This window comes from Moraxella ovis (assembly GCF_900453105.1).
In the GTDB taxonomy this organism is placed as follows: Bacteria; Pseudomonadota; Gammaproteobacteria; order Pseudomonadales; family Moraxellaceae; genus Moraxella; species Moraxella ovis.
The window spans coordinates 1-22,683 of record NZ_UGPW01000002.1 but is presented as its reverse complement, the minus strand read 5'-3'; the positions used below and the strand labels follow the sequence as shown (position 1 = coordinate 22,683).

Annotated in this window: 31 protein-coding genes; 11 read left to right on the top strand and 20 right to left on the bottom strand. The window is 39.6% G+C overall.

Annotated features, from left to right (window positions below; translation table 11 throughout):
- Positions 1 to 2: 2 nt before the first annotated feature.
- From traW to DYD54_RS10975, 18 genes are all read right to left on the bottom strand, one after another.
- Positions 3 to 632, bottom strand: coding sequence for a type-F conjugative transfer system protein TraW (traW, locus tag DYD54_RS11060; RefSeq protein ID WP_063515088.1), 630 nt, complete (start codon positions 630 to 632; stop codon positions 3 to 5).
- Positions 622 to 1,170: a signal peptidase I gene (gene lepB / locus DYD54_RS11055; protein ID WP_063515089.1), complete on the bottom strand. Its 549-nt coding sequence runs from the start codon at positions 1,168 to 1,170 to the stop codon at positions 622 to 624. The genes traW and lepB overlap by 11 nt, the downstream gene beginning before the upstream one ends.
- A complete protein-coding gene (locus tag DYD54_RS11050) occupies positions 1,170 to 1,640 on the bottom strand; it encodes a hypothetical protein (RefSeq protein WP_063515090.1) in 471 nt (156 codons plus the stop codon). Before DYD54_RS11050 ends, lepB begins: the two co-directional genes overlap by 1 nt.
- Positions 1,637 to 4,240, bottom strand: coding sequence for a type IV secretion system protein TraC (gene traC, locus DYD54_RS11045; protein ID WP_063515091.1), 2,604 nt, complete (start codon positions 4,238 to 4,240; stop codon positions 1,637 to 1,639). The genes DYD54_RS11050 and traC overlap by 4 nt, the downstream gene beginning before the upstream one ends.
- Positions 4,224 to 5,318 carry a hypothetical protein gene (locus tag DYD54_RS11040; protein WP_063515092.1) on the bottom strand — a complete coding sequence of 365 codons (1,095 nt, stop codon included), beginning with the start codon at positions 5,316 to 5,318 and terminating at the stop codon, positions 4,224 to 4,226. Before DYD54_RS11040 ends, traC begins: the two co-directional genes overlap by 17 nt.
- Positions 5,315 to 5,878 (bottom strand): type IV conjugative transfer system lipoprotein TraV, encoded by a 564-nt coding sequence (traV, locus tag DYD54_RS11035; RefSeq protein ID WP_063515093.1) that lies wholly within the window; start codon positions 5,876 to 5,878, stop codon positions 5,315 to 5,317. Before traV ends, DYD54_RS11040 begins: the two co-directional genes overlap by 4 nt.
- Positions 5,875 to 6,597, bottom strand: a complete 723-nt coding sequence (locus tag DYD54_RS11030; RefSeq protein ID WP_063515094.1) for a DsbC family protein — start codon at positions 6,595 to 6,597, stop codon at positions 5,875 to 5,877. Before DYD54_RS11030 ends, traV begins: the two co-directional genes overlap by 4 nt.
- Positions 6,579 to 7,052: a thioredoxin fold domain-containing protein gene (locus DYD54_RS11025; protein WP_063515095.1), complete on the bottom strand. Its 474-nt coding sequence runs from the start codon at positions 7,050 to 7,052 to the stop codon at positions 6,579 to 6,581. The genes DYD54_RS11030 and DYD54_RS11025 overlap by 19 nt, the downstream gene beginning before the upstream one ends.
- A 9-nt stretch (positions 7,053 to 7,061) precedes the next feature.
- Positions 7,062 to 8,300 (bottom strand): TraB/TrbI/VirB10 family type IV secretion system protein, encoded by a 1,239-nt coding sequence (locus DYD54_RS11020; protein WP_063515096.1) that lies wholly within the window; start codon positions 8,298 to 8,300, stop codon positions 7,062 to 7,064.
- Positions 8,297 to 9,034 (bottom strand): TraK domain-containing protein, encoded by a 738-nt coding sequence (locus tag DYD54_RS11015; protein ID WP_063515097.1) that lies wholly within the window; start codon positions 9,032 to 9,034, stop codon positions 8,297 to 8,299. Before DYD54_RS11015 ends, DYD54_RS11020 begins: the two co-directional genes overlap by 4 nt.
- Complete coding sequence (locus DYD54_RS11010) at positions 8,979 to 9,566, bottom strand: TraE/TraK family type IV conjugative transfer system protein (RefSeq protein ID WP_063515098.1); 588 nt, start codon at positions 9,564 to 9,566, stop codon at positions 8,979 to 8,981. The genes DYD54_RS11015 and DYD54_RS11010 overlap by 56 nt, the downstream gene beginning before the upstream one ends.
- Positions 9,567 to 9,569: 3 nt before the next feature.
- Complete coding sequence (traL, locus tag DYD54_RS11005; RefSeq protein WP_063515099.1) at positions 9,570 to 9,860, bottom strand: type IV conjugative transfer system protein TraL; 291 nt, start codon at positions 9,858 to 9,860, stop codon at positions 9,570 to 9,572.
- A gap of 33 nt (positions 9,861 to 9,893) precedes the next feature.
- Positions 9,894 to 10,253 (bottom strand): TrbC/VirB2 family protein, encoded by a 360-nt coding sequence (locus DYD54_RS11000; protein ID WP_084260757.1) that lies wholly within the window; start codon positions 10,251 to 10,253, stop codon positions 9,894 to 9,896.
- A gap of 276 nt (positions 10,254 to 10,529) precedes the next feature.
- Positions 10,530 to 11,105 (bottom strand): lytic transglycosylase domain-containing protein, encoded by a 576-nt coding sequence (locus DYD54_RS10995; RefSeq protein ID WP_084260758.1) that lies wholly within the window; start codon positions 11,103 to 11,105, stop codon positions 10,530 to 10,532.
- A gap of 218 nt (positions 11,106 to 11,323) precedes the next feature.
- Complete coding sequence (locus tag DYD54_RS10990) at positions 11,324 to 12,274, bottom strand: ParB/RepB/Spo0J family partition protein (RefSeq protein ID WP_063515100.1); 951 nt, start codon at positions 12,272 to 12,274, stop codon at positions 11,324 to 11,326.
- A 12-nt stretch (positions 12,275 to 12,286) separates the two neighbouring features.
- Positions 12,287 to 13,027 carry a ParA family protein gene (locus DYD54_RS10985; protein ID WP_063515101.1) on the bottom strand — a complete coding sequence of 247 codons (741 nt, stop codon included), beginning with the start codon at positions 13,025 to 13,027 and terminating at the stop codon, positions 12,287 to 12,289.
- Positions 13,024 to 13,329, bottom strand: coding sequence for a hypothetical protein (locus DYD54_RS10980; RefSeq protein ID WP_063515102.1), 306 nt, complete (start codon positions 13,327 to 13,329; stop codon positions 13,024 to 13,026). The genes DYD54_RS10985 and DYD54_RS10980 overlap by 4 nt, the downstream gene beginning before the upstream one ends.
- Before the next feature lie 309 nt (positions 13,330 to 13,638).
- On the bottom strand, positions 13,639 to 14,079 hold the full coding sequence (locus DYD54_RS10975) for a hypothetical protein (protein ID WP_063515103.1): 441 nt from the start codon (positions 14,077 to 14,079) through the stop codon (positions 13,639 to 13,641).
- A 154-nt stretch (positions 14,080 to 14,233) separates the two neighbouring features.
- Between DYD54_RS10975 and DYD54_RS10970 the strand changes: the two genes are divergently transcribed.
- From DYD54_RS10970 to DYD54_RS10945, 7 genes are all read left to right on the top strand, one after another.
- Positions 14,234 to 14,581 carry an H-NS family nucleoid-associated regulatory protein gene (locus tag DYD54_RS10970; RefSeq protein WP_063515104.1) on the top strand — a complete coding sequence of 116 codons (348 nt, stop codon included), beginning with the start codon at positions 14,234 to 14,236 and terminating at the stop codon, positions 14,579 to 14,581.
- A gap of 755 nt (positions 14,582 to 15,336) precedes the next feature.
- Positions 15,337 to 16,740, top strand: coding sequence for a replication initiation protein (locus DYD54_RS10965; protein WP_063515061.1), 1,404 nt, complete (start codon positions 15,337 to 15,339; stop codon positions 16,738 to 16,740).
- Between the two features lie 52 nt (positions 16,741 to 16,792).
- The gene (locus tag DYD54_RS11495; protein ID WP_157079200.1) at positions 16,793 to 16,966 is read left to right on the top strand and encodes a hypothetical protein; all 174 of its coding nucleotides are present in this window, start codon (positions 16,793 to 16,795) and stop codon (positions 16,964 to 16,966) included.
- 295 nt (positions 16,967 to 17,261) lie between these two features.
- Positions 17,262 to 17,804, top strand: coding sequence for an antirestriction protein (locus tag DYD54_RS10960; RefSeq protein WP_063515062.1), 543 nt, complete (start codon positions 17,262 to 17,264; stop codon positions 17,802 to 17,804).
- Positions 17,805 to 17,870: 66 nt separating this feature from the next.
- Complete coding sequence (locus DYD54_RS10955; RefSeq protein WP_063515063.1) at positions 17,871 to 18,206, top strand: hypothetical protein; 336 nt, start codon at positions 17,871 to 17,873, stop codon at positions 18,204 to 18,206.
- A 109-nt stretch (positions 18,207 to 18,315) separates the two neighbouring features.
- Entirely contained in the window at positions 18,316 to 18,513 is a 198-nt protein-coding gene (locus DYD54_RS10950; RefSeq protein WP_063515064.1) for a hypothetical protein, read from the top strand.
- Positions 18,514 to 18,660: 147 nt separating this feature from the next.
- The gene (locus tag DYD54_RS10945) at positions 18,661 to 19,002 is read left to right on the top strand and encodes a hypothetical protein (RefSeq protein WP_115265785.1); all 342 of its coding nucleotides are present in this window, start codon (positions 18,661 to 18,663) and stop codon (positions 19,000 to 19,002) included.
- A 672-nt stretch (positions 19,003 to 19,674) separates the two neighbouring features.
- Here DYD54_RS10945 and DYD54_RS10930 read toward each other — a convergent pair.
- Complete coding sequence (locus tag DYD54_RS10930) at positions 19,675 to 20,055, bottom strand: hypothetical protein (RefSeq protein WP_115265782.1); 381 nt, start codon at positions 20,053 to 20,055, stop codon at positions 19,675 to 19,677.
- A gap of 232 nt (positions 20,056 to 20,287) precedes the next feature.
- On the opposite strand from DYD54_RS10930, the gene DYD54_RS10925 reads away from it, so the two are divergent.
- The 4 genes from DYD54_RS10925 (at position 20,288) to DYD54_RS10915 (ending at position 21,549) form a co-directional block, all read left to right on the top strand.
- Positions 20,288 to 20,512, top strand: a complete 225-nt coding sequence (locus DYD54_RS10925) for a hypothetical protein (RefSeq protein ID WP_115265781.1) — start codon at positions 20,288 to 20,290, stop codon at positions 20,510 to 20,512.
- 301 nt (positions 20,513 to 20,813) lie between these two features.
- Positions 20,814 to 21,008 (top strand): hypothetical protein, encoded by a 195-nt coding sequence (locus tag DYD54_RS11315; protein WP_147285099.1) that lies wholly within the window; start codon positions 20,814 to 20,816, stop codon positions 21,006 to 21,008.
- 68 nt (positions 21,009 to 21,076) lie between these two features.
- Entirely contained in the window at positions 21,077 to 21,325 is a 249-nt protein-coding gene (locus DYD54_RS10920; protein ID WP_063515068.1) for a hypothetical protein, read from the top strand.
- Between the two features lie 2 nt (positions 21,326 to 21,327).
- On the top strand, positions 21,328 to 21,549 hold the full coding sequence (locus DYD54_RS10915) for a hypothetical protein (RefSeq protein WP_147285098.1): 222 nt from the start codon (positions 21,328 to 21,330) through the stop codon (positions 21,547 to 21,549).
- 101 nt (positions 21,550 to 21,650) lie between these two features.
- Here the strand turns inward: DYD54_RS10915 and DYD54_RS10910 are convergent, their stop codons facing one another.
- The gene (locus DYD54_RS10910) at positions 21,651 to 21,989 is read right to left on the bottom strand and encodes a hypothetical protein (RefSeq protein WP_063515070.1); all 339 of its coding nucleotides are present in this window, start codon (positions 21,987 to 21,989) and stop codon (positions 21,651 to 21,653) included.
- Positions 21,990 to 22,683: the final 694 nt, after the last annotated feature.

Sequence of the window (22,683 nt, the reverse complement as noted above, 5' to 3'; positions counted from 1 at the left end):
AATCATAGCTCTTTAGCTGGAATATAACTGATTCTAAGTTGTTGTCCTTGCTGCGTTACCACAGCCGGCACCTGCTCAATATTCAACTTGGCAATCATATAGCCGCCTTGATCATAATAAATTTGGCGTCGCCAGCTTTTGCTGAGATCGTACCAAGAACCAGCGGTAAGAATTGGCATCACCTTAGTGCCATGTTTGGCAATCATAGCCTTGGCAGCATTTACCTGTTCTTTATCTCGACCGTCAAAAAACAGCAACGACTTGGATAGCGTCATATGCTCAAGCGGATTGATTCTCGTGCCAGCTGGCGCAATCAAAGTGCCATCCTCGGCCCTTACTTCGTGTTCAATCACTTGTGTTGGGTCAAACAGCTTATCAATGCGTTTGGTTGCCTTTGTCAGCTCATTGGCTTTTGGGTTTTTTAGGCTATGCAAGCTTTTCTTAATCGCCTGTTTTTCGATTTTGGCCAATTCGCCCGATGCTTCCATATTTTTCAATTTGGCTTGAATTTGCTCCACAGCATCTTGTTCAGCGATTACATAAGTCTTGCCAATCACTCCCAAATCTTGAGCGAAAATTTGCGCCGACGCAAATAATCCAACCAATCCTACCAATACCGATTTAGTACGCATAAGCCTTTCCTTTCACTTCTTTCACTGGTATTAATCCAACATCTGCATATCGTGAATCGTAACTGTCCTTATGGGGCGTATAAACATAGTAAAATCCCAAGGGAATTACTCCCTCAAATTCATTGGCTTTAAGCGGTCGCCCCTGTTTGGATTTTACTTTGGCCACACCGACACTTCGGCCATTTACAAAAAATTCTCTGTTTTTCTGTGATACAACATCGCCAGCCACACCAACAACCTGCTTAATAAAAACAACTTTTGGTGGCGTATCCATGATGCCCAATTTATACGCCTCAGCGGTTATATCGTAATAATTAAAGGCGACAAAATCACCACGATTCGGCAAGGCCGCCTTATCTACGATAAAAAATGTTGCTTTGATGCTTTCGCTGATATTCCAATGAATATCATACTTAGGATTGGTTCTGACCAGCAGCGCCGCCAACACAAAAACCAAGCCAACAACCAATAAAATCAAGTTGGTGCGTGTCAGCTTACACCACAAAAAATATTTAACCTTTGGCTGCATAACATCCATTATTTTTTGACCTCCTGTCTGATTTTGTCTGTATAATCAACCAAAACACCAGCTTGCTTATCTGTCAGCACAGCCGCCTTATTAATCAGCACACACTTACATTCTTTGGCGGTTTCTTCTACCGCTTTAGATAGCTTAGTGGCAAACTGTTGGGCTTGTTGCTGCGCCAACATGCGTTGTTGCTCGCTCATATCTGGTGAAGTCATCAATGCTGCAACGATGGTGCTTTGATTTTCATCCACCAGTTTTTGCAGATCGACAACCCCGACAGGATTTGGGATTTTTTGCAAAAACGCATATCCAAACGGAATTAAGCACAGTAGCGTTAAAATCGTTGATGCAATGACCATAGTCATTGCAGACACCCAATTGCCAGATTTGGTCTTTTTCTTTGGTTTTTGAGATTTTGATTCTTGTTGATGCTCAACTTCTTGCACATCATCTGATCCGATTTTTTTATCATCACTCATTGGATAATCTCCATTCCACGGCGTTGCGCCATAATATTAAGAACTTGTGTTGCATCATACCCTTGGCTGCGCAACTCTTCGACTTCGTTATAATCTGCTTGGTTGGACGCAGACAGTAACAAGCTGTAAGGATCAGCAATGTGCCTTACGATATTCATCCCCGTTGGGCTTGTAATTAGCATCTCAGAATACTTACCTTGAACGGTTTGTAGCGATTCTAAGTATCGAATCTTGGTATCATCCAAAGCAATCAAAGAATCTTTGATCACCTCTTTGAGCTTATCCATATCTGGACGCAAAAAGAATTTCCAGTCAGCATTAGAAAAAGCAGCGCCAGCAGCTTTGTTCATTACCGCATCTTGAATACCTTGTGTACCGATGCAGAAAATACCGCCGTATTTACGCACTCGGCGATAACCTTCTTCAATGAATTTAGCTGCATCTTCATCATTACCCAGCAAATCCCACGCCTCATCAATAATAATGATCTTCTTTTGCTTGCGAGATAAGTACATTTGCGCCGTAACACGCATAATCAGCGTCAATACAACCACTTTGCGCAAATCCTTAAAGTTATTCAGCTCTTCAAGCTCAAGGCCGATCATGTCACCATCCAAGCGCAAATTGGCAACACCATTAAAGAATCGACCATAAGCACCATGCGACTTAGAAGAATATGGGTTGAGCTGCTTAGCCAATCTGAACGCTTCAGTATCTGGTACATTCAGCTCGTTTTTCATGCTGCTTAATTCTTCAATCACGGCATCAACACCGCCTTGATCGCCATATTTACTATATACAGTGGTTAATGCTTCTCGCAGCAGTGCTTTTTGGTAGTCCGTCAAAGTGCTATTTGGCGCTGCCATACGAGAATAGATTGGCACCAGCATTTCCAACTCGTTTTCCCAGTTTTCTGAACCAGAAATCCAGCTGAACGGATTGATGCAGATATTGCTTCGGCTGTCAAAATCCAAAAATGTACCGCCTTGACGCTCAACAATGTTGCGAAATGAGCGGCCATTATCAATCACATAAGCTTTGGCGCCAACGCCCCGATAAGCATTAATGAGTTCACCCAATAATACCGATTTACCAGAACCAGACGCACCAGTCACAAATAAGTTGTAGTTACCCGCATCATTGGCGTATAAATCCAAAAATACAGGATTGCCCTTGCGACCAAAGAAACATAAAACCTTATCACCAAACCCCGACCATTCACTTAAGATTGGCGACATATCTACTGCATTTAGCGTTGTTTTGGTTGAGATGAGCTGGAACCGCTTCAAATCACTTCTCAAATCTTGGTTGAGCGTCAAAGGCAAAGCGCTATAAAACGCTGGCATCTGCAAAGTTTCAAGTGAACAAAGCTTAAAACCCATTGATTGCCAGATATTATTCACCACCTGTTCATACTGGTTCATTTTGTTTTTTGGCGCAAAAAAGGTGATGGTATGGTAAATTTCACAGATAGATTTACCATTGTCTAATTGATGATGTACAAATGACCAATCCCTTTCTTGCTCGGCCAATTCTGGCTGAAATCTTGCCATTGGCGATCTTGCATTGTCTTTGGCACGAGTGTATTTTAAGATCACACGGTTTTCAGTTTCGTTACGATCCAAGAAATAAATACCAGCGGTGATCAGGTACGGGCAGGGATATTGCAAAGTATTGTTGAAAAAATCCCCTGTCGCTTTTTCCATTTGCCACAGCGCTTTCCACTTTGGATAGCGCTGCACACCCAAGGTTCTTGCACAAATGCGGTTGTCTTTGTTGATGTCGTAATATTCGTCGCTATCACCATCTAGCTCACCAAAAACAATATCCTTGCCTCGGACTGTTAGCACCTTCCCCAGCTGCGTGACTTGGCTTTTGATTAACTTGTTTGTATCAAAATCAATATCACCCAATCTTAATTCTTCACCAAACATACATTCAGGATTGAATATCAACCACAGAAAACGAATTAAGCCGTTTGGGTTCAACACTTCAGATTGAAAATAAGCAGATTTAAGATTGGATACAATACTTTCTCGAAGATTGATAATCTCTTCAACCTTATAGCGATTTTCAATATCTGATTTGGTGTAAATGCTCAAAATCAGCGTTGTTTTTTTGATCGAGTAATTCGACCCTAAAAACATTGGTTGCCCTTGGTTTTTTTTGATGTATTTGGCTTTTTGTTTGGCCAGCTGTACAAAAATGTCGCCGCCTTGACCTTTTTCGATTGTGCGTTCTCTCAAAGACACAAAATCATCAAAATCATCATCAAAAGACGAGCTGCCTAACATGCTCCATTGCATACCATAGTTGGCTGGAATCATACTGTACATGGTGTTCAATCGATTGATCATATCCTCATCTGCACCAGATTGAGGGCTGACAATCAAACAAAACCCCATGTTCTCACTGTTGTAAAACAATTTGGTTTCAGTATCGTATTTTTCGTAAGGCAATATTTGGTGAAAGCCAACACCACTTGTTAGCTTGCGAATATCGTTCATACTTGCCGAAAAGTTTGTTTCTTTAGCAATACCAGATTTAATAAACTCTTCTAAACCACCAAGAATTTTGCGAAAATCAAATTTCTTTGCCATTGTGAGCTACCAAGTTATAAATCACAGGGAATACATCATGGTGATGCACCAAATCAACGCTTTTGCACAGCCTTAAATTATAAATATCCTCAGCCGTACCCAATCCAAGACAAATTGGCAAACCAAAAAACAGTGCTGCTAATTGCCTGTTATGTAACGGCACAACCTGATAATCAAACAATCTGATTGCATCGGTTGCGATTTTGGTTAATGTTGTTGCATCATGTTCTTTTGATACAACAGTAAAAATATGGTAAACCCTCAATTTTTGTCTATGCTGATGCTCATACAGCGACATTTCTTTGGGTTTTTTGCTTTTAACAGGCTTATACACCCCAAGCGTAAAGTAAGCCTTAGCGCCTTGTATTGAAGCCAATTTACTCTCAATAAACCGCTGATACTCTTCTGCTGCTGGACTGATATTGGCATCATAGTAACGCTGCACACCAAAGCCAATTGCAGTAAACCACTCTTGTTGTTTTTGATAGCTGATGCTTGATTTTTTTACTTCAACAGCGACATCATCATAGTTGGCCAGCTGGTCACGGACAAAAAACAGGTCATCATAAATCAGTTGCTCGGCGTCACCATTCAAGGCTCGGTGCGGATACAGCATATCAGACGCTATATTAATCAAGCTTTGCGCCGTCAAATGCTCCACATCAAAACAAGCATCCAATAGCTCAAATAGCTTTGTTTGCACCGCTTGCATTGCTTCTACATCATCGGTATTGGTGAATGCCACATTGCAAGATACAGACACCAATAGCACTGATTCCATGCTAGTAATTTGCAATCCATAGCCAGCATTGATATGATGCACCAGCTCAGACAAAGCTTGATATTGATTTTGGGTGTACTGCTCGGACTTGAGCAAAAACCCAAATCCAGCAGTATCAGACCCATAAAAACACTGACTTTGCGCATCAAACATTTCAAGCAAACACAACTGATGAAGCCCAAATTTTTCAACAAAGCTATTGCTATCGTTGTTGATGTTCGTAAAGCTCGTGTTATTGAGCGTGTCGTTAATTAACCAGCTTTCCACTTTGGAACGCAGGTTCGACAAAAATTTCATTGGTTGCCCTCAATATCAACCACAAAGGGTTCTTCGGTTGGTGCTGGTACTGGCGCTGGCGGATTGTTGTACTGCTTTTCTGCATCAACAGATGTTGTATCGCCTTTTTTCACACCAATTGGCGAAAACTCAGAAATGATATTACTCTTATTATGAGTTAGCACCCAATCGCCATAATCTACGACACTATACACATAGTTTTGATCATAAAATGTTTTATCCGTCGATTCCCACGGCGCCACCCAAATACGCATGATTTGAGGCTGGGTTCTGATTGGAATACCTGTATCCTGATATTGCGTTAATGGCGTGCGTCCGTGTTGATCCATACTGGGCTTGTGTCTTGGTGCATACCGCTGGTTACTAGCACCCAAAAAGGTTGCTTTTTTGCCTTTGGGCAAGTCTGGATTATTAATGTTGGCGTACACACCCGTCATAGAAGTACAGCTAAAACCCTCGGGTGCTGCACAAGCAAAATCACTTTTCGCATCCAATCCTGTTAGCGATGCACAGCCGCCCAAGCTTAGCGACGCCACAACCATTGCTACTATCTTTTTCATTGTAACCACTCCTCGATCTCTGATTTTTGTGCGTATCCTTGGAACACTTCGCCATCTGGCTTAATCAATGTTGGCGTTCCTGTTAATTGCTTGGATTCAAAAAATGCCAAATTGTCATCAATTGGATTCTGGCAAGTTTTTTCTGGCACTTGTACGCCATTGATGATTCTGTTGGTATAAGCATTATTGCGATCTGCTGAGCACCAGATACTAACTGACTGACTATAACCCCCTTGTAATGGCGTTAAGAATTTATAGATCGTCACATTGTCGATTTGATCCAATTCTTTTTCCAACATACGGCAATAGCCACAATCCACATCTGTAATCATGGCAAATTTGCGTTCACCATTGCCTTTTTTGAAGACCAGCGCATTATCCAAAGATAGATCTTGCCATGCGATTTTGGCGTAAGCTTTCTTGTTTTCGGCGGTAATATCTGTTTGTGTTTGCATATCAAACAGATGACCGAACATAAAATAGCGACCTTCACTGTTGGTATAAGCAATATTTTTTCCCATCACAACTTCATAAATGCCAGTCATCGGCGTTTGGTTGATGGCATCAATCGTTGTGTTTGGGTATTGCGCTTTGATTGATTGCTCAATTGTCTTTTTGTCTAAGTCTTGCGTGCCAGTTTGCGTCGACGCAAAACTATGAACCACTGCTACCGATACCGCCGCCAGTGTTGCCAGTGTAATTATCTTGATTTTAGCCATTGTTTAATTTCCTCTTTGGTTGCATGGCCATATTTAATCTCACCATTTGGCTTAATCAGCGCTGGTGTACCTACCAACTGCTTTTTATAAAACCATGCCAAATTGCTAGAAATTGGATTGCTGCAACTTGCTACCTTTGGCGCTTCTTGCAGTTGGGTACTGCGCACATAAGCCGAATTACGATTAGCAGCGCACCAGATACTAACTGACTGACTATAACCCCCTTGTAATGGCGTTAAGAATTTATAGATCGTCACATTGTCGATTTGATCCAATTCTTTTTCCAACATACGGCAATAGCCACAGTTAATATCTGTGATCATAGCCGCCTGTTGTTCGCCACGACCCTTTTTAAATACCAATGAATTTTTAAGATTGAGCGATTGCCACAATCTATCTGCATATGCCACCGATGCACACAACAACAAACTACAGCACAAAAGTTTTTTAAACATTAAGCACCTCTATTTTTTCAGCGTTACGCCAGCAGGGAATGCGATTGGGCTTGTAATTAGCACTTCTGGCGCACGGCCAGCATCAATTTCAATCACATCAAATAGACGCTCTGCTTGCTCCCTGTAATATTCAGCCAGCGTATTAGAACCTTCGCTCACACCACCGCCTAGCGCCGCTCTAGCGGCATCTGAACCACTAACAGTACTGGTACTCAAACCACCAATTGCGGTTGTGGTTGATCCAATAGATGAGGCCACAGAACCTGTAGCACCAACAACGCCTGATAAGAACGACAAGCCAAGCAATTTACCTTTCTTGCTGACCAAACGGCCTCTCATGCCTGTTTTGCCATCTTCGCCAACAATATATCCTTTGGCTGGCATCTCATACGATTTGCCATTGATGACGCAAGACAGCGTTTCGATACGGGCAAACATACGCTCAGAAGACAAATCACCCCAAGCAGCTGCCAAGAATCGACAGTTTTTGATATTAGCTTTATGGCCATTTGGCAAATTTGCTGGATTTTTAACCTGAAGCACAATTGGCAAAGGGTTACTTTGTGCCTGTCCACCTGTTGGCGCATCTGCACCATTAAGCAGTGTCGCCGCCACAAATGAAGTAGTTGGGATTAATGTATTGTCTTCATTGCTATTATTTTTGCTGCCGCCACGAGATTCAAAAGTAATAATCTCAAGTTTACGAGGCTCTTTTGGCGTTTGAGCAACTGGCGCACCATATGCAGGTGATGAGTTCAACACATCTAGATTGCCCGTTGGTGAAGGCAATACAGGGTTTGAGGCAACTGGTGTTGATACTGCTGGTGCTGGATAATTCGCTGGTGGTGTGTAGCTGACAGATGGCGCTGGCGTTGTCACACGCACTTCACGCACAACTTCCTGAGTTGGGCGACTTTGCAGCTCTGCGATTTGTGCATTCAAATTGTTCATCTGCTCAATAATGGCAGCATTGTTTTCACGGCTGGCATCCAGCTCTTGTTGCAGCTCTTCCATTTGCATTTGGCGCATCCCATCCTCTTCTGCAACACTACGGCGCCAAGCATCTTCATTTTCGATGCTGCCGACAGGTTGCAATTCAACGGTTTGTACTTCCACTGCTTCTTCTTCGGTGCCGCTATCCATCATGAACACACTGCCAACACCGACAATTAAAATCAAAGAACCAGCAGCGCCAGCTAAGATCATCTGCTTTTTTCGGCGCTCATCATTTTTATCTACAGCGCTCATTGTGACTCCTTACCTCTTACAACATAAACAAATGCAGTATCATTAGGCTCAAGCGATAGTTTGGATACACTTACAGCATATACATTATTGCGGTAAAACTCTTGCTCACGCAGCTGTAAAAGCACTTTAGTGACATTGGTAATTTGGTATTCTTCGCCCACCAATTCTTCGCTATCATATCTATTAACTAGCGTTAGTTTTGCTTCTTGCCATAGTGGGATCACCTCATCCACTCGGCTCATTTGAATATCATCTGATATTTGGGCGCCGTTGCTGACCTTCGCCATTTCCGTCATCATTTTTTTAATCATGGCAATATGCGATTCATTGGTTCGCACGGTTGAATTTTTAGCTGATTCAGCCGCTCGATCCTTAGGTACAATGATAATTTCTTGTGATGTTTGATGCGATGGCACAAGGATTAATCTGTAACGCCCACCATGATCATCATTGACAAACATTGAGATTGGCCCCATGTGTTGTTCATTGGCCAAAGTGAAATACAGTACGCCGTTTTCTTGATCCTGATGATATGACAAAGCCCCAGCAATCGACGGGATTACTGAGCTGATGCGGCGGCCTTGGATCTCGATCAAGTTTTGTTCATACCGTGAAATTGCGACTTCTGCGGTAAATCTATCTGCATTCACAACTTCACTTTTGGCCTGCGCCTCAATACTAATTAGCGCCAGCAGAGGCAAACTCAGGCTTAACTTCTTCAACTTTTTTAACATAGATTCTTCCTACTCCAGTTGTTCCAAATTCAATGCGATAATCTTTAATGTCATCAGAAACCAATTTATCTGAATAATAGGTTTTGAGTTTACCGCTTAAAACTACAGTGTTTTTATTGACGATCTGCGGCTCAGCAATAGAGCCAGACCATACCGTCATAATATCCTCACGCTTGATTCTGCTTGCTTGCGCATCAAGATTTTTGCGCAATTGCGGCAAACTCTCAGCGTCCACCATCTTAAGGATGATACCGTTGTTGTAATCTACATTGTCTTTATTGACGGTTCGGAGCGTTGTAATCACATATTCAGCCATATCTACCAGATATTTATCACCAATTTGCGAGTTACCAATTTCATATTTATTGGTGATGACTGGCGGTGTAATGATGACATTATCACGCATCAATACCCACAGCAGCATGGCTACCAACACACAATTACTGATACCAAAAATCACCAACAGCGTTTTGAAGAATCTGTTGGCGCCTTTAACTTCAGCAATTGTCTTTTTTCCAGCATCCAAATTCATACTTCAACCCAAAAAATTTCGCTGATGTGACTTGGGCATGGCCGAAGGCGCAGGCGTACCCGTCTTCCAAAAAATTAAGTGGGTTAATACCCCTGCATGTTTGCCAGCCTTGAAGCTTTTATACCCAACTGCCAAAATGCAACCAACAAACAACCCAACCAATCCAAAAAATTGATTCATCGAAATGCCGATTGCACAAGGAATGAGTGCAACAATAGCAACATCATAATCAAAAAATAAAAACTTCGGCTTGTCATCAAGCCTCGTTGGTATAGTGTGACTATCATTCTGCATGAGTATCAACCCTATTTGCGTCGACGCAAATGATTAGATCACGGCGGTGAAAGTAGCGTTGATTAGACCAACGATAACGCCGATACCAATTGAGATGAATAGAGCGAATACCAACGCCATACCATCTTTTTTGAATGCAGCAATACCAGCGCCAATGATCAATGAAACAAATGCAATGGTTTTACCCAAATTGCCCTTGATCCAGTTTTCAAACTTAGTAGCAGTACCAGAAAATTCGTCCGTTGTACGGGCAGCTTCAGCCAGATCAACTGATAGGCAGACAACCGCCAAAATTACTGCTGCTGTGATGATTGCGCTTTTGTTGCGCTCCCACAGTAGCACGGCTTGTTTTTTGGTTTGCTCTAAGCTGGTTTCAGATAGATAAGTATTCATAACTCACTCCTTATAATAAATACAATCTGAAAAACACTCCAAATTACCTTGAGTTTTTTTTCAATGCGCACCAAGGCTAATACGCATTATTCTGCAATTAATGTTTTGCGCCCCCATGCTGGACACAAATTAGGATTACAGGTCACATAATTGAGTTGGTCATCTTGAACCTGCTGTGTGACATACACATAAGCACTAAACGGCATCGGCGCATTCAGCGATTGCTCAGCTGGATTGTAGCGCCACATCACATCTTTTGGCTGAGATTGGCAACCGCTAATCGCTAAACAACACAAGCTCAAGATTGCTAATATCAACTTTGTTTGGATGGATAATTTGTGGCGCATAGCTGACTCCTGTTATTGGTTGGCTTACTGCATTTTGCGGCGCTTGTGGACGGAACATTTTTACATAGCTGGCATAATATCCTTGCACATCTTTAGAGTATCCAGCCATTGCGTTATATGCTTTAGAATGCGGCCCACCGTAATAACACCCGACCGCTCTCCATATCTCACCAAATTTATTGATACAATCCCGTAACACAGATGCACCAACATGAACGCTAATACAAGGGTTAAAAAGATCGCTTCTGTTGATACCGTGGCGGCGTAAATTCGGCAGATGAATTGTATTAATTTGCATCAATCCCAATGCCACATTACCATCTTTGAGAGGCGGTCCAACCGCATTAGGATTGCCTCGTGATTCCTTCCAGCCTATAGCCATCAAGAGCAAGGGGTCAATGCCGTACTTGGCACCAGCTTCATTCCAACACGCCGCTTTTGCTTGACTTCCTATCACCATGCCCAGCGTCAGCACCAGTGCAAAAAACGCATATTTAATTTTCATAGCACGAAATACACTTAAAAATACAATTAATGCCCTAATGCTATCTTATTTCAATTTTAACAAAAATGCAATATAAAGCAACAAACTTTTTTTAAACATATATATATATATATATATATATGTTTATTATTTAATTTAAAATATTAAAATAAAAATATTTTTTATCAAAAACGCAAAAAAAATAACCCTGTTGAACAGGGTTATTGGTGTTTTTATGCTTAAATATCCAAATCAAGCTGCTCAAGATAAAATCTGAGTGAATCAAACGATTTATCAAAGCGCTGTTCGTCGCTTAATTCATCCAGCAATCGCTCTTTTTGCTGCTGGTTAAGTCTAGCAGCCTCGATCAGCTCGATAATCAACACCTCTTTGGATGCATAAACTACTGGTACTGGCGAAATGGCAGCGCTATCTTGCTCATTTTCCACCATAGGTTCAATCATTAATTCAAAATCATCATCCAATTGCTCTTCGTCATTTGCCAAAGTCACATCAGCCACAGGCGGATACTCTTTTTCGCCCTTAAGCTCTTTGGATAGCTCACGAACTTGTTTTTGCGTGATTTCCGTAGTTGCTGATGCTAAAAAGTCTTCGACTTCAACAGGGTGATCATTGCTTAGGCTTGCCAAAGTTTTAGCAGCTTCAACAGACTTAATTTTACCGCTTTCAAGCGATTTTTTGATGGTGATTGGTGCAGATAGTAAGCCTAAGTGTCTTGATACCCAGCTATCGCTTTTACCCAGTTTTTCGGCAATATCCTTACCTGCCATGCCATCTTGCACAAAAGTATTGAGCTGGTTGGCAATATCCAGTGGCGACAAATCTTCTCTTTGGATGTTTTCAATAAAGCGACCAAAAACATCAATCTCATTATCCAAAAATGCAGGAATGGTGGTTTTTTCAGCCAACTGCGCTGCTCTAAAGCGGCGGTGGCCATGATTGATAATATAATAACCATCCTTGAGTGGATTGGCTCTGAGCGAAATTGGCGAGATAACGCCGTGCTCTTTGATGCTCTGCGCCAACTCATGCAAAGTGTCATCATGAAATTCACGGCGAGCATTCAAGCTGTCTTCGGCAATCAATGAAATATCAATTTCACTGACTTGACCAATCACGGGTTTATTTAATAAACCACCTAAATTCAAACTTGCTAATTTGTCATTCATCAAAACACCCTCCTAATGCATTGCCCGATTGATAATATCTGTGAATATTGGGCGTACTTTTGTGGTTACTTTTTTGGCTGCATGTTCTTTGATTTGCCAAACAGGTATCTGCAAATACACAGAATCAACAAACGCTTGACGCTCTGGAATGAACATATCTTCAGGATACATCAATTGGCCATATTGCTGCTTCATCTGCGCCAAAATCTCTAACTGGCGGTTATTATTAGCATTAACCCGTGATGGAATCAAGCCCAAAAATTTCAGATTGGGATTAAACTTGGCTTGCAAGTTGGTTAATGTCGTCAATAAATTGGCAGCGCCTTGAACAGAAAATGGACTTAATTCAATCGGTGATAGCACATAATTGGCAATCACAATTGGCGCCACTTGCGACAATCCCAAGGTTGGCGGCGTATCAATCACGCAAAAATCAAATTCTGATTCAATTTTTTTGATGTTTGCCGCCCAATATTCTAAATTGAAATCCGAATTGGCCAGCTCATTATCTGCACTAAACACCACAAATTGCGCCGACGCAAATTCAAAATTCTGATCAGATTTGAATAAATCTGATGCATTCAGCAATAACTCTGTATGGCCATTTTTCAAAAATTCAGATGAATTGGCTTGTACATCCAAATCAATATATAGTGTTTTTTTGCCCATTTGTACAGCTAATAACGCAATATGTACCGCTATTGTGGTTTTGCCAACACCGCCTTTTTGATTGGCTACTACTAATGTTTTCATTCGCTATCCTCACTTGCTGCCGTTTGCCCCAATTCATACACTTCTTTCAATCCAAGTAGCATTTGTTTAGCTTGTGGAGCGATCGAAGCAGGTAGAGTAACAGATATTTTAATTGAGTTTGAATTATTTTTTAAGTCTTTGATGCGATTGCAAAGATTTAATACCCATTGTTCACTGACTTGATGATTTTTTGCTGCACTGGATACATCCATGCCAGCCACCAAAACATCATAAGCAATGTTGCGGCCTCTTTCTTGAATGCGAGTTCTTTTCAACAATCTTGATAGCTCGCTTTCTGTCATAGACCCCATTAAATAGTTTCTTCTGGTCACAAAACATCCCCATCTTTCTTAGTGATGGAGTTATCATAATATATTAAAAAAATATTTTCAATAAATATTTTTTTAATATATAAAAATATTTTCCAAAAAATATTTATTGCGCAAATTCATTCAAATAAATATGGTTGTATTGCGGTATTATCCACAGTCTATCGCCGCCCCTTCGCCGTCAGCGTTATGGGGGCGCACGGCGGGGGCGGCGGCCTGTGGATAAACCGCTCAAGCATTTGCGCCGACGCAAAAGTAAAAAAACCGCCGCAGGTGGTTTTTTTACTCGTCTTTGGGTGTTGGTACTAGGCCAAATTCTTGTTCTAACGATACTCTGCGATCGGACATCATTTTAACAAACTCAAGCCAAATATCTTGTTCATTAAAAACTGTAGGATCATTGATTGTTAAAGTTTTGGTTTCAGAATACACAGCTGGCGAATGCATATAAAATACAATTTCGGTCATCTCATTATTGACAAAAATACTAAACACATTTTCAGATACCAGTGGTGTATCAAATACAAGTTCTATTTGCATGGGGCTACGCTTAAAGCGATGATTACTGGTGTATGGCGCAATTTTATTGGCGATATTTTGCACTGCTGGCGTCACCAAATTATCAATGTAGTAAAACGCTTTAGTGCCGTTAATCAGCTGCTCAGATTGTTCATACTGCAACAACTCAATCGTATAATCTTGCAAAAACTGTAATTCGCTCATTTCAACCTCCGTGATTAGTTAATAATTATAATAATAATTATATAATATTTTTTTGCAAATTTTTTGTTCAAAATAATATATTTTCAAAACATATTTTTTAATAATCTATGTTATGATATTATTATATTTTTATCAGATTACAAATGGCGAAAACATGGCAAAAAAGAAAGCGGAAGCGCTCAAATTGGATGATCTATCGCTGTCAGATCTTGATACTGTCGAACAAGAATTAAATCGTGTGCGCCAGCTGAAGATCCGAACAGATTTAATTAGGATGCGTGATGAATTTTTGTCTTACTGCAAAGCAAACGGCATTGATCCAATCAAGGCAATGCATTTAGTTGGATTTTCTGCACAAGGCTACCTGCGTAAAACAAAACCAAAATATCAAGACCCTGTGACTGGCGCATATTGGGCTGGTCGTGGTAAAACGCCAAAATGGTTCAAAGAAAGAATTGCAGCTGGTTACAGCGAAAAAGAACTTGAAAATAACCAAGATTAGCCAAAAAAGAGTGGGTTATGAACCCACTCTTTTAAAATATACAAAATAAATAGCCGTATTTCTTCACCAAATCGCACACAATCAATTTTAAACGAAAAAATGATGTACCCTACATGACCGATTTTAAAATGCGTTATACTGCTTAAAAAGTGGCAAATTCGCTACTTGAATATTTCCCACATTTCAAAAAAAAAACAAATCACATCTTTTTATCCCTCTATGGTCCAAGAGCCATTATCAGCATCAAACTCAAAAATTTCTTGATTTAGTCAATAGATTAATCAAAAAATAAAAAAATAGCTAGCTATGTGCTTTTAGCTATTAGCTAGCTATTTTATTTAAGCTAATTTAAGCTATATTTAGACACTGAGCAAAGCCTTTATTTTCAATACTTACAGCATTTTTGGGTGTAGAAATTTACCCCCCTATGGTGTAGAAATTTACCCCCCTATGGTGTAGAAATTTACCCCCCTATGGTGTAGAAATTTACCCCCCCTATGGTGTAGAAATTTACCCCCCTATGGTGTAGAAATTTACCCCCCCTATGGTGTAGAAATTTACCCCCCTAATTTTCCCTTGTTTGGCGCCCCAATCTGCATCATTTTTGAATGCGGTATTATGTAGAAATTTACCCTAAATTTTGTAAGGTGTAGAACAAAATCAAATTTCCTACATAAATGGTGTAGAAAAAAATTTGACAAACTACACTATTTTGATAAAATGAACACAGTCATTAACTAAATGGATTTATTGCCATGCCTCAAAAAACCACGAAAGTTGCCAGAAATGAGATTAAAACCGCTCAGGCATTGGTGCATGTCAAGCACTCAATCACCATCAATCAGTACAAATACTGGTTCTTATTTCTTAAGGCTTACAAGGACGCATTAGAAAAAGATGTGTTGGAGTTTGACGACGAAGGATTTTATTTTATCCATCTATCTGAACTTGAAAAAATGATGGGTTATGAAATCAGTAAAAAATTTTTAAAGCAGGATTTGGAATCACTGCGAAAAGAACCAATCATATTGAATTACCTTGAAAAGGATGGCAAACCCTCTTCCAAAGGCTCGGGTTTTTTATCAGAATGGAAAATCAAGGGTTCGCGAGTTGGATTTATGCTGCCATCTTTTGTGCTTAATGTACTCAAAGGTGATAAAGATGCCAAAGAAATGTTTTTGTTGATCAACTGGAATATCTTTAATTCATTCGCTGGCAAATACGAAGCCATCATATACAAATTGTGCTTAGATTACATGGGCTTGGGTCAGATGCTTGGCTATGGCAAAACCCCACAGATGACAATAGATAGCTACCGTGAATATATTGGATTGGAAAAAAATGAATATCCGCTTTTTAAAGAACTAAACCGATGGACAATCACCAAGCCAATTGCCAATATCAACAGTAATGAATTGTCTGATATTGAAGTGGAGGTGCATTATATCAATCAGGGCAGAAAAGTCACGGGGCTGTTTTTCACCGCCAAATATAAAAAAGGCCGTCGCCCTACAATCAGAATTGAACAGATTGTTGGTGAGCAAAATATCAATCCACCTAGTAGCAATACCAATGCTGATGCACCAGCAACCACCAGCGACGATAGCCATAGCGCAGCTGCTGAAAAACACCCAGCCTTTGACGGCTTGCGCATCGAGCTATCAGTCAGAAAAATCAAATCCTATTTGACCAAATACAACGAAGATCAAATTAGATCAATTGTTGAGCGAGCCAATGAATATCTAGATCGATCCGAAGCGCAAGGCAAAAGCGTTGAAAACATTGCTGGCGTCTATTACAAAGCCTTGGATGAAGGTTGGGATAGTGACCGCATCGAAAAGCGCAAAGCCAAAGCAGAAGCCGACGCCAAAAAAGCGGAGGAAGCAGCCGAAGCCAAAAAAGCAGCATTGAATAAAAAATTAAAAGAGGCAGAAGAAGCTGCTAAAGTCAAAGCAGAGCAAGACAAAGCCATTTTGATTTTTGAATCATTGAGCGAAGACGAACGCCAAGCTATCGTAAATGGCATCTTGGCAGACATCCCTCGCAACCAACAATTATTATACAAGTCAAAAAATGCTAAAAATGATTACTACAAATTTGCACCAATGATTTTTAAAATTACTGATGCTATGAAAGAAAAATATTGGGATATGGTTTAATTTATATATTACATATTATATAATGTATTAAATTTTCAATGAGGATGTTATCATGAGTCAAGCAAAGAAACCAGCACGCAAACAAAAAAATGTGGTTTTTAATAAAGTGAAAGACCAAGCATTAATTCAAGCGATACAAAATGATCAATCGGTTGTTTTTAGTGCATTAATGCGCCAGCTGCTCAGAGAGCATTATCAACTGGCGGACGATAAAGCCCATCCATAAAATTTGCGTCGACGCAAATTTACTAAAATAAATATCGTTGTATTGCGGTATTATCCACAGTCTATCGCCGCCCCTTCGCCGTCAGCGTTATGGGGGCGCACGGCGGGGGCGGCGGCCTGTGGATAAACCGCTCAAGCAGTGGGCAAAAATAGTTAAACTATTAAAAAAATTGCAAATATAACTTGCTTTGCTTTTGTTTATATTATATAATATAAAACATCAAAAGGGGATGCAAGCCTTTTGATGGTACGCCCAATTGGGCAAAATATAAACTCAACTAATCAAGGTAAATGTTATGAACAAATTAACCGTACAAGAAGCCAAAGAATTTTCTATTGGCGTATCCACCGCACAAAACCCTGTTTTGTTCCCTGTGGCTGATATTGCCATTGCCAATGAACAAGGCCGCTCAGAATTTTTAGCAGATCATTTGGGTTCTCGTGCCGCTGTAGCGTTTAAACACTGCTTGTATGAAATCGCTGGTATGCTTAACGAAGAATACAAGGGCGGCTATTGGGAATTTGCCGAAATGGATGATGGCAAGGTGTTTTTCTGCTATCCAGCGGACGACAAATTATTTACCTGTGCCAATCGCCTTAACTACGCCGAAGGCGTGATGGACAACAAAACCTTTGGTTTTATCTGCTCATTCATTGCCTTGGGTCGTGCCTTTTACCACATCAACCAATCAGATGCTGTATTGCTCAGTCAAAAATATCACAATGCCAGACTGTGGGCGCTAGAAAAACTGTATAATCAGGTGTATGACAGCCAAGATGCTGATTTAATCATCAGCTACCGTAAATTTAGCCGTGAATTTTACAAGTTCACCGATTGAATTTCATTAAGGACAATAACCCATCTTTGGTGCAGGTACTGGCCAAAGATGGCATGGAGCATACACATGAAGCGATTAATTACAGCAATCAGCACCTTGGTTCAAGTATATAAACCATCAACCCTAGATGCAGACTATATCAAAATTTCATTCAAATATTGCAATGAGTTGTCTAGGGTATCTGTGGGTTTTTCTAATATCTGCCTTCGAAAATCTGTCTCTACAGAGCTTGCTAAAATGAGCGCCTCACAAATCAAGCGCTGGATCGAGCGATATTTTGCAGGATTTGAAGGTAAGGGCTATTGCCAGATTGTACGCATTGATATTGGCGTGGATCATCCAATTCAAGCGCACTTTAAAAAACATCTTGAGGGAAAAATTTATTTGTTTGATAATTGCTAAAAAACAAAATCCCCAAGGATGCAACTTGGGGATTTCTCAACTAATCAAGTATCTTGATTGGTGATTATGTTATCATTACTCTTGTTATTTGTCAAATTAGGAAAAGACCATGAGCAACATTACCCCAGAATACACCCGACGAGCCATTAAAAAATATGAAGAAGGGTTAATTAAAAAAATCGTCATTTTCTCCGTAGAAGCGGATGCAGATATTTTGGCCGCCATTGATGCGGATGATACTCCGTTCACGGCGCTGGCTTTGTCGCTGCTATACAAGCACTATGGCATCGAGCAGCCTAAGGGATGATTCGGATGAAAGGATAGAACGCCGTATCTAGCGATACGGCGTTTTTTCGGTTAGAATAAAAAATTTGTATGATTTTAAAATTTGGTTATATTATAATAAATTTATTTATTTAATATTTATGTGTTAATCGTTTTTGGTATTTTTAAAATGGAGTTTACGAACAAACTTCCCCAGATACATTGCCAGCTGATCAGTGATCAAGAATATCAAGAAATGAACCAATATTCGCAAGCGGCGTATCTGTCAGGCTTGGTGCGTAAAGTGCGCCAGCAATCAGCGTTTGAATCTCTCAAACTAATTGCTCAATTGGAGCACTTGGACATGACGGCGATTTTGGCGGCCCGAATTGCCAAAGGCATCTGGAAAATCAATTTCCCTAGCACCTGTTCAATGAATGCTTTGCCACCAAAGGCCGTGATGCCAGCAACAAAAGCAAAGATTTTGATAAAGTGGATGATATCATCAGCCGTTATCAAGAGCGTTGTTTAGGCTACACAGAAGCCTGTATTTCGTCGTGTAAGCGTGAGTATAGTCTAGCCTTCAAAATTCCTTTACGAGCGAAAAGCAAGCGTTCTAAGCTGATTGAGCGCTGATTTTTAATGGCTTTGGTTGTGTGCTGGTGATGGTATTGAATTATTTTTTGGGCGTTCCCCTTCGGGTCGGGCTTTCCGTTCCAATGACTGCACAAACCCATTAAGAAAATCTAAGCCTGAGGGCGTTTTCGCTAACCGCTCAACCGCCACAGTCTAAGATTTTCTAAAAATGGCTTTGCTTGTCATTTCCACTGCAATCCCTAACGCAAAAGCGGAAGAGGAAGGCATCAATCCCCACAAGACCTACCATCTTGACCGTTTCCACCGTTGCATCGCCTTATCCGCAACTCTAATTTTTTGCAGGGCAAAATAAACCCTGAAAAAAATTTTCAGAAAAAGCACCTGAAAATTTTTTTCACCCTAAAGGGCAAGGGGTTGATTTTGCCCTTGACAGCAAAAAAATTAATTCGTGGCGGGGCGACGCAGGTGAAAACGGGAAGATGGTACAAACAAAAAACCAAAACGCAAAAGCGGGCGTTTTGGTTTTTTGTTGCAGGTCTTGTGGGGATTGATGCCACTAGTTTTATGGGGCTCTGCTGGCTCCTCCAAAAAGATGATACAAACAATTTTAACTTTTGCAAGTTAAAATTGATATAGACGGCGTTTTATTTAGAGTTAAACTGGATTTCTTAGCCCAGAATGCAACCGCCGCAATTAATGCGACCACAATACTACCAAAACAAGCAATCGACGCTACAATGATAGCTGATGACGGGTGATGTTTCGTTTTCTTGATAACTTCATCAATTTCAGCTTGCATTTTAGCAATTCTCACCCTGCGTTCCTCAGCCTCAGCATCTAATTGAGCTTGTCTTTCCATCCGCTCATTTTCATATCGTTGTTTATCCATTTGCATATCATGAATAACTTTTGTAATATCAATTACCATTTTTCTTTTCTCCAATTCTTCATGACTGTAAGAATTTAATTTACTATCGTCAATGTACATAATATCACCTTTTTGCCTTGCCGTCTATATGTTTTATATTATATAATGTATATTATAAAAAATCAAGGAATTTTGGCGAATTTTTAATTTTTTTTTCTGAAAAATTTTGCAAATAATGCTTGCTTTATCTTGTTTTATATTATATAATATAAAACATCAAAAGGGGATGCAAGCCTTTTGATGGTACGCCCAATCGGGTAAATTAAAAACTCAACTAATCAAGGTAAATATTATGAATACTTATCCAATCGCCCAAGCTGCACAAAATCCAATGAATGCGTTTAATAATTTTTTGGCAACTGTCAAAAATAAATCATTGTATCAAAGCATTTTTGAGAGCCGCAAGGCACAATGTGGCGATAATAGCCAATTGGCGTATTATTTCACCGAATTTAACGGGGATGATTTTTTAAAATCATTTAATGATGGCGTTATTGGTGTTGGTTTTGCCCAATAAAGCGAAAAATCCAGCGTTCCGATATTTCTTTAAAACTTTACAAGATTTGACGGCATTTGTTCAAAATTGGGCTAATAATGTTTTGAAAATTGTACAAAGAAAACAAGAAAGACAAGCGCAAAAAAGCTTGAAAAACAGCAAATGAAAAATGCTCAAGATGTTTTAAATGTTGGCGATGTTTTTATATGCGTTTGGGATATGAACAAACCAATGTTGATTATTATCAAGTAGTAGGATTAAGGGCAAAAAAACGCTGCTACTTAAAGAAATTGCCAAATCTTTTCAAAAAGAAAATCCGAATATGTCTGGCACTTGTCTGCCTTCCGTAAATGATTTTATTGATGATGAAATTATTCAAAAACAGGTAAGTATTAGCAAAAATCAAAATGGCGTGATTTCTGCTAGAATTAATATTAATTCATGTTGTAGTGCAAGTTTAAAATTAAAAGATGAAAAAGGAAATTACAAAGAGGACTATTACTCAAGATATTATTAAAAATAAAAAATCATTGCTAGGCTAGTGCCTAGCAATGATACTAAAGATAATAAGACGGAGATTTAAAAATGAAAATTTTAGCCATCATTAGAAATTCAACAAACGCCCTAAACCATTGTTTTAGCTTTTTTCATGTTACTAATGATGAAATTCGAGATATAACGGGTGATATTGCTGAAAAATTGGGTTTAAAATTAGCTTGGAATTGTGGTAAACCCTATCTAAGAATTAAGGGTGAACGCTGGACGGCAATACATTATTTAATGAAAATTTATGGGCAAAAAATAAATCAAAAAATAAACTATGAGGAATGCTAAAAATGTTTGATTTAACCAATGATTATTCTGATGATGTTAGCATCTGTTTTGAAATTTTAGAAAAAAATAATTTGCTGAATGAACATCAGCTAAATTGTGAAATCTTTGAAAAATTTTCACATTTTGACCTCGGTCATATCACCCAAGCAGGCATTAGCATCATCTTTGAACGCATGGAAATTTCATCAAAGAAACCTACCACAAAAATTGCAACTATGAAGTAAATTTTTTAGCCAGCTATTTCAATATAGACGGCATGAGAATCACGATATTTGATTTAAAATGCTAATTAAAAAGCCCATTATTTTTAATGGGCTTTTTCGTTTTATCGTTGGCTATCAAGCAATTGGAGTATCTGGGGTAATGCCTTTTCAATTTGCTTGGTATTATATTTAAAAAAGCCTGATTTTTTCAGCAATTTCAAAACTTCTTTTTCTTGTTTTTCCGCCGCTTTTTGGCGTTCGGCAGCTTCTTGCTCTTTCAGTTTTTCCATCTGCTCCATGAGCTTTTGCATTTTGCGCTGGGTTGGCGTTAGCGCTTCTTTTTCTTTTGGTATGGTGTTTGGTTCGCTTGGTGTGCTGGCGTCGATCTGGTTTGATTGTGGCGCATTCTCAGCGGTGTTATTAAGGCTACTATTAAAGGTGTTTTGGTTAAACTGATTCATAAAGATATTCCTATTTTTGGTTGTCCATAGATTTTACAACATATTCTTGTTTTCGTCAAAATTTCCTGATCTTTATTTCTCTGGGCGTTCCCCTTCGGGTCGGGCTTTCCGCTCCAATGACTGTACAAACCCATTAAGAAAATCTAAGCCTGAGGCGTTTTCGCTAACCGCTCAACCGCCACAGTCTAAGATTTTCTAAAAATGGCTTTGCTTGTCATTTCCACTGCAATCCCTAACGCGCCCTAATGCGTCGCCTTGGTGCCTGTTGCTGGGCTATCTCTTTTTTTGTGTTTTTTTAAAAATCGCCTGTCGGATCATCCGCGTTAAAAATTCGGAAAAAAATGTGTAAAGTGATTGCATATAGATTGGGCATGAGAAACGGACAAAATCTCTTGCAGAGAGCCGATTTTCTAACCACACACCACGCAACTTGCTAAAGCAGTTTCAAAGCCTTACTATTAAAAGCTTTTGAGTGTTTACAGTTGCATTGTTTGTATGTTTACAAAATAGTTGAAATTATGCTGTAAGTTTATAATAAGGTAATTTCATGTAAACAAGGAAATTTTAAAATGTCAGCAAAAACCAAAAGTTGTAGCCGTCAGAGTTGATCAAGATTTCTATGAGCTTTTGAAAAAAAATGGCGGAAAAAATATATCGGAATATATAAAAAATTTAATCGTAAAAGGCATGATGT